General features: G+C 41.6%; 1 pseudogene. It reads right to left on the bottom strand.

Features of this window, described 5'->3' with window-relative positions:
* Positions 1-111 precede the first annotated feature (111 nt).
* Positions 112-468: pseudogene (locus E0E16_RS14085) on the bottom strand (IS30 family transposase); the annotation flags it as partial.
* Position 469: the final 1 nt, after the last annotated feature.

Here is a 469-nt window from a genome sequence, read left to right as displayed (position 1 = left end):
AGCGGCTGAATCGCCACCCGAGGTAACAGAAAATGAATAAGGGGGCTTGTCACTAACATGCTGTCATCCGAACTATTGTGTCTCAATGAGTTGGAATGAGGATTTCTATGTTTAGCGGACAGTAATATTTTGAAATTGATTCTTTTTTCTTGGTCTGTTGTTTAATTTCTCTATTATATGTTTTATCATTCCCTTGGATATACCTTTGAAATTGGTTTTCTTAGGTATATATTGCCTGATGAGTCCATTCATGTTTTCAATTGCCCCCTTTTCCCATGAGGAGTATGGATGCGCAAAATAAACAGTTGTACCCAGTTCCCTTGCTATAATATCATGCGCTGCAAACTCACTTCCGTTGTCCGTGGTAATAGTCCTGACTGGCAATTGGGACTCTCTAAGCAGCCGCACCACGGCATGCGCCAAAGGTACGGCCTGTTTTCCCGTTTCAAGTTTCTCCATGAGCATATAA

This window comes from Prevotella rectalis, from assembly GCF_900607215.1.
GTDB lineage: Bacteria > Bacteroidota > Bacteroidia > Bacteroidales > Bacteroidaceae > Prevotella > Prevotella brunnea.
The sequence above is the reverse complement of the archived record's forward strand: the minus strand, read 5'-3'. Positions and strand labels throughout refer to the sequence as shown.